The sequence below is a fragment of the Polaromonas sp. P1_E1_2 genome, assembly GCF_056406035.1.
In genome coordinates, this window is record NZ_JBFUAZ010000112.1 from 1 (window position 1) to 9,065 (window position 9,065).

Here is a 9,065-nt window from a genome sequence, read left to right on the forward strand (position 1 = left end):
CACGCCTGCAAGACCACTCACCGCAAAATCGGCAATAGACGTCAGCAGGTWGACGTGGACCAACCTTTCGCTACGTTTTTGATAGCTGCTTGCGCCCGTTGATACTGGGCTGGAGACCGATTTGCCCCTCATTTCATTGCGCGGAAGGCTTCAGTGCCGATGGCGGGCGGGATTGCTGGCAGGGTGTCTGGCGGTTGTGGCGCTGGCCGCGTTATGGCCGCTGCAAGCGCGTGCCGCCACGGCGTTGCACTTCACCGCGGCAGAACTGCTGGCGGTAGATGGCCGCGGCTTTTCACCGCCGCCCTATGCTCTTGAGCCCGGCATGCCRCAGGGCCGGTGGACCACGGTGGCGCTTCCGCATGCCTTGCCGCCCCAGCTGATTCCCCTGAACCAGGCGAGCGAAGCAGGCATGGAGGAGGAGTCACAAGGCCCCCAAACCGTGGTGACCTGGTACCGCGTGCAGGTGCCACCGCTTGCACCTTCACCCGGGCCGCGCTACCTCTACATCCCACGCTGGAAGACCGACGGCCAGATCGCGGTGTATGGCGACGGCCGGCTGCTCTATCAATCGCACGCCAACGCGCTGTGGAACGGTTCCAATCATCCGCTGTGGATTGCGCTCGACGAAACCGCCGGTGCGGCGCCGCCGCAAACCATAGCTCTGCGCATCGAACGGCTGCGCGCCACCGGCGGCGCCATTTCCAGCCTGTGGCTGGGTGACGAGGCCGCCATCGGCTGGCGCTATCGGGTGCGCGATGCATTGCAGATACAGCTGCCGCTGATGACCAGCGCGGCCTTTCTGGCCGTGGGTATGTTCGCGCTGTCGGTATGGCTGCGGCAAAGGCGGGTTTCAGAGGGTGCTTCGCCCGAAGGAGGTTCGCTGTACCTGCTGTTCTTCATCATCTCGGTGGTCTCCTATATTCGTTGCCTGCACTACTACGTGGGCCAGCACCGGTTGCCGGTGTCCGATGAATGGTTTGGCTGGTTCACCGTCAACTCGCTCGTCTGGCTGATCGCTGCGGCGCACTTCTTCCTGGTCCGGCTGCACGGACGGCCGCAGCAGTGGCTGAACCGCGCCGTCCTGGCTCTCGCGGCGGTGATCGGCATCCTGACGCTGCCGGTGTTCGCGAGCGGCTGGCCGGGCGCCACGGTGCTGGCGCCGCTGGTTTACCTCTTCCTGCTGGCCATGGGCATCACGGCCTTCGGCTGCGGCCTGGCGAATGCCCGGCGCGCACGGTCGCGCGACGGCATGCTGCTGGCCGGCTGGAGCCTGCTGGGCCTGGCGATGGGCGCCTATGACTGGCTGCTGCAGAACAACCACGTCAGCGTGGAAGGCAGCTTTCTCGGCTCTTATGCCAATGTGGGCGCCTTTTTTATCTTCGTGTACATCATGTTCCAGCGCTACACACGCGCCATCGAGGACGCCCGCCAGGTCAACGCCGGTCTGGAGCAACGCCTGCAGGCGCGCGAGGCCGAGCTGAACCGGAGCCATGCCCTGCTGCGTGAGGTCGAGCAGCGGCAGATGCTGAGCCAGGAGCGCCAGCGCCTGATGCAGGACATGCACGACGGCCTGGGCTCGTCGCTGGTCAGCGCCCTGCGCGTGGTCGAGGGCGGGCGGCTGCAGGACGTGCAGGTGGCCGAGGTTCTGAAGAGCTGCATCGACGACCTCAAGCTGGCCATCGATTCGATGGAGCCCATCGAAGCCGACCTGTTACTGTTGCTGGCCACGCTGCGCTTTCGCCTGGGCAGCCGGCTGGAGAGCACCGGCATCACGCTGCGCTGGGAGATCAGCGACGTGCCCACGCTGGAATGGCTGGACCCGCGCAACGCGCTGCACATCCTGCGCATACTGCAGGAGGCCTTTGCCAACATCCTCAAGCACGCCCAGGCCAGTGAGATACGTGTGACCACCGGCGCGGCTGATGGCTGGGTCTGCGTCGGCATCACCGACAACGGCAGGGGCTTCGCCGTGGAGCGAGCGCTGGGCAGCGGTGGCAAGGGGTTGTCGAACCAGCAGCGCCGCGCGCAGGCCATAGGCGGCGACGTGACGTTTGAATCTTCGGCGGCCGGCACCCGGCTGACCCTGCGCTTGCCGCGAAGCCGCCCCACGGCAGCCTGAACCGGGCGGCCGAAGCGTCGCCATGTCGCTAAATATGGGGACACGCACAAGCCGTACATTGACGCACAATGGCATATTTCGGCTACGTATAGCCCATACAAGGTGGCCGCAAAAAAGCCCACGCGAAAACCGCGCAGGCACCAACGCAGGAACCGACATGCAGTCCAGTTCAAACCCGCCGCCCATCCATGTGGCGCTTGTCGAAGACGACGTTCACTTCCAGAACGCCATCGTGACCGCCATCGCGGCCTCGCCCGACATCCGGCTGATGAGCCTGGCCAGCACACGCGCGCAGGGCCTGCAGTCGCTGCAAAGTGCACCGGCCGACGTGCTGCTGGTGGATTTGGGCCTGCCCGACGGCTCGGGCATTGACGTGATCCGCGCCGCGCATGTGCAGTGGCCCACCTGCGCCGTGATGGTGTGCACGGCATTTGGTGATGAAGCGCATGTGCTGCAATCCATCGAGGCCGGCGCCTCGGGCTACCTGCTGAAAGACAGCGAGCCCGAGAACATGCTGCACGAGATCCGCAGCCTGCACGGCGGCGGCAGCCCCATCAGCCCGCTGATTGCCCGGCAGATCCTGATGCGCTTTCGCGCCACACCTTCGGTGGCGCCGGCTGCCGCGCCCGCAGTGGCACTGGTTGCGGCTGCCAATGAACAGCCCGCGCTGTCCAGCCGCGAAAAGGAAGTGCTGGAGCTGATCACCAAAGGGTTTACCGCCGACGAAATCGCCCGGCTGATGCAGGTCTCGCAGCACACCGTGCAGACCTATGTGCGGCGCATCTACAGCAAGCTCAATGTGAATTCGCGGGCCGAAGCGATTTATGAAGCCAGGCACCAGGGCATTCTGGCGGCCTGAGGTGCGCAAGGGCCTGGCGCGCTGGCTGCTGCTGGGTGCCTGGCTGCTGGCCTGCGGTGCCTCCGCCTGGGCCGCGGGGCCGGTTGTGCATTACACCGAAGCCGAGATGATCCGCGAAGAGGCGGCCAGCTTCAAGCCGCTGGCTGCTGCGGTGGACGAAGCCGCCTTGCCGGGCCCCTGGACAAAGGTGAAGTTGCCTTCTGTCATTCAAAAACCGGTGGCTTCAAACGGCGGCAAGCCCCCTGTCGTCACAATCTGGCTGCGCATACGGCTCGATGAACTGCAGGGCATGAAAAGCCCTACGCACTTCTACCTGACCCGCTGGCTGGCAGCCGGCCAGATCGCGGTGTATGCCGATGGCCAACTACGCTTTCGCTCCACGGGCAGCCCGGTCTGGAATCTGTTCAACCACCCCGCGCTGTTGCTGCCACTGAATCTGGCCGCCGACAGCCCACCGCCGCAGACCCTCCTGATACGCCTGGACAGCCTGCCTTCGCCCGAGGCTGCGATCTCGTCCTTCTACGCGGGCGACTCCAACAGCCTGATCGAGATGGCCGCCAGGCGGGAATGGCTGGCTTACCAACTGCCCTTCATGTGCAGCGCGGCTTTCCTGGCGGTGGGGATTTTCTCGCTGGCCGTGTGGGTGGTACGCCGCCAGCCCGCCAGCCTCTACCTGTTTGCGATTGCCGTGCTGAGTGCGACCCGGCGCTGGCATTTCCAGCTGGGACCGGAAAAACTGATCGTCAGCGACGCCTGGTTTATCTGGCTCACCCTCAACGCCCTGATGTGGCAATCACTGGCCCTGCACTACTTCATGCAGCTCCTGCACGGCCGGGTCATGCGCTGGCTGAGCCGGGTGATGCTGGGAATGGCGGTGGTTTTCTCAGTCGTCACGCTGCCCTTTGCTTCTGTCTTCCCCAGCTTGCTGGCACTGCGGCCCTACGCCCACCTGCTGCTGATCGGCATGGCCACGGTGATCCTGGCGGTCGGGCTGTGGCATTCATGGCGCAGCCGGTCACTGGACGCCAAAATGCTGTCAATCGCCTTTTTGCTCAACTATGTGTTCGGCATCTACGATTGGGCCCGGCTCAAGTACGTGCTGGACCTGGAAAGCTATTACCTCACACCTTATGCAGCCATGGCGCTGTTCGGCGTGTTCGTCGTGATCATGTTCCGGCAGTATGTGGGCGCCCTTGACGGAATGGAGCAGCTGAACGCCAGCCTGGAAGAGCGGCTGCAAAGCCGTGAAGCCGAACTGGCGGTGAGCTACGACAAGCTCCGCGAGATCGAGCAACGCGAAACGCTGAGCCAGGAACGCCAGCGCCTGACCCAGGACATGCACGACGGCCTGGGCTCCTCGCTGGTCAGTGCGCTGCGCGTGGTTGAAGGAGGCCAGCTCAGCGAGGCCGATGTGGCGGAAGTTCTCAAGGGCTGCATCGACGACCTGAAGCTGACCATCGATTCTATGGAGCCGGTGGAGGCCGATTTGCTGTTGCTGCTGGCCACCCTGCGCTTTCGCCTGGGCCCGCGGCTGGCGGGTGCCGGTGTGTCGCTGCGCTGGGAGGTTTCCGACGTGCCGCCACTGGACTGGCTGAACCCGCGCAACGCGCTGCACATCCTGCGCATCCTGCAGGAGGCCTTCACCAACACTCTCAAGCACACCCAGGCCAGCGAAATCCGCGTCGGCACCGGTATTGAAAACGGTGGGGTCAGTGTCGTCATCAGCGACAACGGGCAGGGATTTTCGCTGGAAAGCGCCTTGCAAAAAGGCGGCAAGGGCCTGCAAAACCAGCAGCGCCGGGCGCGGTCAATCGGCGGCGAGATCCACTGGCACTCTGATGGCCGCGGCACCCGTGTCACCTTGTGGCTGCCGGAGAAACGCCCGCCGGGTTGACGGCGGGGCGTAAGCCCCTTTTTTTGCTATGATTTTTATAGCTGCTTGCACTCGTCCCCATTGGGCTCAGGGTTTGTTTTCCTCAAGAAATAACACCTGGCGACAAAGAGGCGACCCGGCGCGCGGGAAGCCGCGCTGCGGCCTCTTCATAATCACCCCATGACGTTTTCACACCGCTATCCCCACTCCATGGCCAGGAGCCACCCCTTGCGCAAGCTGACGGGTTTGGCCCTTGCCACCTTGTTCTGCGGCCTTGCCGCTGCGCAGACGGCCAAGCCCACACCACCCGCCCCAGCGTCAGTACCCTCGCCCCAACCTCTCGTGGGCACCTGGAGCTGGACGCTGGCAGGAAAAGCCTGCACCGAAACCTGGCAATACAGCGCCAAGGGCACCCGGCTTAACACCAGCGGCGAAGAAGTCACGCGAGGCGACTACGAAATATCCGCAGCGCCGAGTGCGCAGGGGTTTTACCGGCTCACCGACACCGTGACCGACAGCAATGGCAAGCGGGACTGCTCAGGCGACCTGCATGAAGCGTCGGACCCGCCGGTGGTGCGCTTCATCCAGTTCAGCCCCAGGCAGGACCAGTTCATTGTGTGCAAGGCCGAGTCGCTGCAGGCCTGCTTCGGGCCTTTGAAGCGGATGCCGGGCTAGCGTCTTGTGGGCGCTCAGCGGCCGCTGATCAGCGACTGCAAAACACCGGGCGCGAAATGCTCGCCGAWGTAGTCGGCCAGGCCGTCAAACACCGAGTCGAGCGTGGGCACCGTGGCGCCGAACAGCGCCTGCAGCACCGCCGGATCTTCAAACATGCCGTGCAGGTACAGCCCCAGCACATTGCCGCGAATGTTCTGCCAGGCCAGGCCTTCTGCCATCACCGCGCTGGCCGTATCGCCCGCAGCGGCCAGCGCCGGGTGCTGCGCGGTTTGTCCATGGTGAATTTCATAACCCTGCAGAGCCACGCCTGACAAGGCTGCCCAGGCGCCATCTACCTCACCGAAGCGGGCTTGCCGCTGCCGCACCGTTTTATCTTCTTCAAACACGGTGACCACCGGCAGCAGGCCCAGCCCCGGCGCGTTGCCGTCTATGCCATGCGGGTCAATCAGCGCCTCCCCCAGCATCTGCAGCCCACCGCAAATGCCCAGCACCGCACCGCCCTGCCCTGCGTGGGCGGCAATGGCCAGGTCCAGCCCCTGCGCGCGCAGCCAGGCCAGGTCGCCGCTGGTGTGCTTGGAGCCAGGCAGGACAATCCAGTCGGCGCCGGCCAGGTCAACCGGGCTGCGCACCCACTTCAAGCGTACGCCGGGCACATTTTTCAGGGGCTGGAATTCGTCGAGGTTGCTGATGCGCGGATAGGCGATCACGGCAACGGTGGTAGAGACTTCCCCTGCTGCGGTGCTGCGGTCGTCAAAGACACCGTCTTCTTCGGGCAAGCCATGCTGCCACCACATCGGCAGCGTGGCCACCGTGGGGATGCCTGTCATGTCCTGCAGCATTTGCGGGCCGGGCGCCAGCAGTTTGGCGTCGCCCCTGAATTTGTTGAGCACAAAGCCCTTGATGAGTTTGCGCTCGGCTTCGTCCAGCATGGCCCAGGTGCCATACAGGTGGGCAAAGGCGCCGCCGCGGTCAATGTCGGTCACCAGCAGGCAGGCCGCGTTGGCATGCTGCGCCGAGCGCATGTTGACGATGTCGCTGGACTTGAGGTTGATTTCGGCGGGCGAGCCCGCACCCTCCATCACCACCACGTCGTTTTCGGCGATCAACTCATCGAGCGCCTGCGACACCACCGGCCAGACCGAGGCACTGCGGCCGCGCCATTCCATGCGGGAGAGTTCGGCATTGACCTGGCCCATCAACACGACCTGGCTTTGTGTGTCTTTTTCGGGCTTGAGCAGCAGCGGGTTCATGCGCACGTCGGGTACGGCTCTGGCGGCGAGGGCCTGGAAGTATTGGGCACTGCCGATTTCGCCGCCGGGCACCCAATTTTCCGCCGGGCCGCCCCAAGGAAAATTAACCCCCTCGGGGGAAAGCGACGACACGCCAGTGCGGAGCGTGGGGGCTACAACCCTTGCGTTGTTGCTCATGTTCTGCGCCTTGAAGGGCGCGACTTTCAAACCCTGGCGCGCGTAGTAACGGCACAGCGCTGTCGTCAGCCAGCTTTTACCGGCGCCGCTGGTAGTGCCCAGCACCATGACACTTTTTGCACTCATGAACTTGTCCTGGAGAGTTGTTGCCACGCGTTGTGCAGGGCATCCTGCGCGGCTGGCGGCTGCACGCCCAGGCGCACATGGCCGGGCAAACCGAATGATGTCGTGTCGCGCAGCTTGATGCCCTGGGTGCGCAGTGCGGACAGCGCCTGCTGCAAGCTCAGGTCTTCGGGCAAGGCCGGTTGAGCGCAGAAGAAATTGGCGTCGCTGGGCTGGCAGCGCCACCCCATTGATTCGCACAAACTGATCTGCCGGGCTTTCCATTCACGCAAGGTGTTGAGGCTGCCGGCGAGCCAGTCCTGCGCCTCTTTGCTTACCCAGGCTTGCAGCATGGCCTCGCCATGCGCCCCCAGCGGCCATGAGGGGCAGAGTCGCTCCAGCGCAGCAGCGTTGTCCGTTTGCTCCATCGGTGCAATCGCATAGGCTGCACGCACGCCGGTCAGCCCCAGCACCTTGTTCGGCGTCCAGAGCTGCCAGGTGTTTTGCAGCTGCTGCGGCGTGAGCGTAGGCGCAGCGCTGAGCCGCAAGGGCTCGTAAGCGCGGTCCAGCACGACAAGGGCTGACACTTCCACCACTTTCCGGCCGTCAACCAGCTCACCCAGGCCGCGATGTGCAGCACCCAACGGGCTGGAAGGTTCGCAGGCCCAGAGCAGCTGCGCATCGTGCGGCCGGCTTGCCGCCACCAGGCCTTGCGCAACAGCCGCCTGCGCATAGTCACCGTAGCTATGCGGCGGCAGCCACACCGCGCGTGCGCCCTGCAGCACAGCCAGCGTGGTCATGCGAAAGATGAATTCGCTGGCGCTGGCCGCCAGCAATACACGCGCCTCATCGACACGGTGAAAGACCGCCAGCTGCCTGCGCAACTGTGTGTAGCCGGCGTCGGGGTAACGGGTAGCGTCAGCCTGGCGGACGGCAGCCAGCGCTGCAGGACAAGGCCCGCAGGCATTGCTGTTGGTGGAAAAGTCGTACAGCGGCACACCCAGCGCGTCGGGTCCGCCGTGAATGCGCGTGGTGACGAGGCTGGTGCTCATGCCGATACCGCCAGCGCCATCAACAGCATCGCCAGGGCGGCAACCAGGGTCTGGGAGAACACCGCCTTCGAGGCCAGGGTTTGGGCCAGGGCCGTGTCCGATGCTTCAGGTGGCCGCCCTTGGGGGTTCAAGGTATATACGCCCGGCTTGCCGAGCGAGATACCCAGCGCCAACGCCATGGCCGCCATGGGCCAGCCGCTGTTGGGCGACGGGGTCTTGCGGGCTTCTTCGCGCAATGCCTTGAGCTGCAGGCCCTTTGCCGCCAGTGCCAGCAACAGCGCCGTCAGGCGCGCCGGCAGCCAGGAGAGCACGTCGTCCGCGCGTGCCGCCCACTTGCCCGCCCATTCCCAATTTTTGTCGCGGTAGATGCCGCGGTAACCCCACATGGCGTCTGCCGTATTGGCAAAGCGGTAAATGGCCGCACCCGGCAAACCCAGCAACGCAAACCAGAAAACCGGGGCTACCACAGAGTCATTGAGGTTTTCGGCCAGCGATTCGATCGCGCTTTCCCGCACCTGGCTTTCAGTGAGCTGGGCGGTGTCGCGGCTGACCAGCCAGGAGAGGCGCTCCCGCCCTGCTTCCAGCGACTGGCCCAACGCCAGTTCGACCGCGCCGACTTCTTCGCGCAGCATGCGCCATGACAGCATGCATTTGAGCAACCAGGCCATCGGCACGGCCAGCAGCGCAGTGTCGATGGCGGCGCCCCAGGCCGGCGCCTTGATGTAGCCGGCGAGCTGCCAGAACACCAGTGCCTGCACACCCCAAGCCGCTGCACCCACCAGCGCCACACCCATCCACCAGGCCAGTGTGCCGAGGAAAAAAGCCGGCCCGGGCGGGCAGCGCACGGTAATACTTCCGCAGGCCCGAAGGTAGTTGCCCATCCAGACCACCGGATGCACACCTGTGGGTGGCTCACCGAAAGATTTGTCTACCCACAAAGCCAGCAACAGCACTACAC

Annotated in this window: 7 protein-coding genes; 4 read left to right on the top strand and 3 right to left on the bottom strand. The window is 64.7% G+C overall.

Annotation, left to right across the window (positions count from 1 at the left end; genetic code table 11):
- Positions 1 to 121 precede the first annotated feature (121 nt).
- The 4 genes from AC1D1P_RS07910 (at position 122) to AC1D1P_RS07925 (ending at position 5,526) form a co-directional block, all read left to right on the top strand.
- Complete coding sequence (locus AC1D1P_RS07910; RefSeq protein WP_477672604.1) at positions 122 to 2,119, top strand: sensor histidine kinase; 1,998 nt, start codon at positions 122 to 124, stop codon at positions 2,117 to 2,119.
- Between the two features lie 157 nt (positions 2,120 to 2,276).
- Positions 2,277 to 2,978 carry a response regulator gene (locus AC1D1P_RS07915; protein WP_477672605.1) on the top strand — a complete coding sequence of 234 codons (702 nt, stop codon included), beginning with the start codon at positions 2,277 to 2,279 and terminating at the stop codon, positions 2,976 to 2,978.
- Positions 2,944 to 4,872: a sensor histidine kinase gene (locus AC1D1P_RS07920; RefSeq protein WP_477672606.1), complete on the top strand. Its 1,929-nt coding sequence runs from the start codon at positions 2,944 to 2,946 to the stop codon at positions 4,870 to 4,872. Before AC1D1P_RS07915 ends, AC1D1P_RS07920 begins: the two co-directional genes overlap by 35 nt.
- 159 nt (positions 4,873 to 5,031) lie before the next feature.
- Positions 5,032 to 5,526, top strand: coding sequence for a hypothetical protein (locus tag AC1D1P_RS07925; RefSeq protein ID WP_477672607.1), 495 nt, complete (start codon positions 5,032 to 5,034; stop codon positions 5,524 to 5,526).
- A gap of 14 nt (positions 5,527 to 5,540) precedes the next feature.
- Here the strand turns inward: AC1D1P_RS07925 and AC1D1P_RS07930 are convergent, their stop codons facing one another.
- From AC1D1P_RS07930 to cbiB, 3 genes are all read right to left on the bottom strand, one after another.
- Positions 5,541 to 7,079, bottom strand: a complete 1,539-nt coding sequence (locus AC1D1P_RS07930) for a cobyric acid synthase (RefSeq protein WP_477672608.1) — start codon at positions 7,077 to 7,079, stop codon at positions 5,541 to 5,543.
- Positions 7,076 to 8,107, bottom strand: coding sequence for an aminotransferase class I/II-fold pyridoxal phosphate-dependent enzyme (locus tag AC1D1P_RS07935; protein WP_477672609.1), 1,032 nt, complete (start codon positions 8,105 to 8,107; stop codon positions 7,076 to 7,078). The genes AC1D1P_RS07930 and AC1D1P_RS07935 overlap by 4 nt, the downstream gene beginning before the upstream one ends.
- Positions 8,104 to 9,065 (bottom strand): adenosylcobinamide-phosphate synthase CbiB (gene cbiB, locus AC1D1P_RS07940; RefSeq protein WP_477672610.1); only part of this gene is annotated, 962 nt, incomplete at its 5' end. The genes AC1D1P_RS07935 and cbiB, both read right to left, overlap by 4 nt.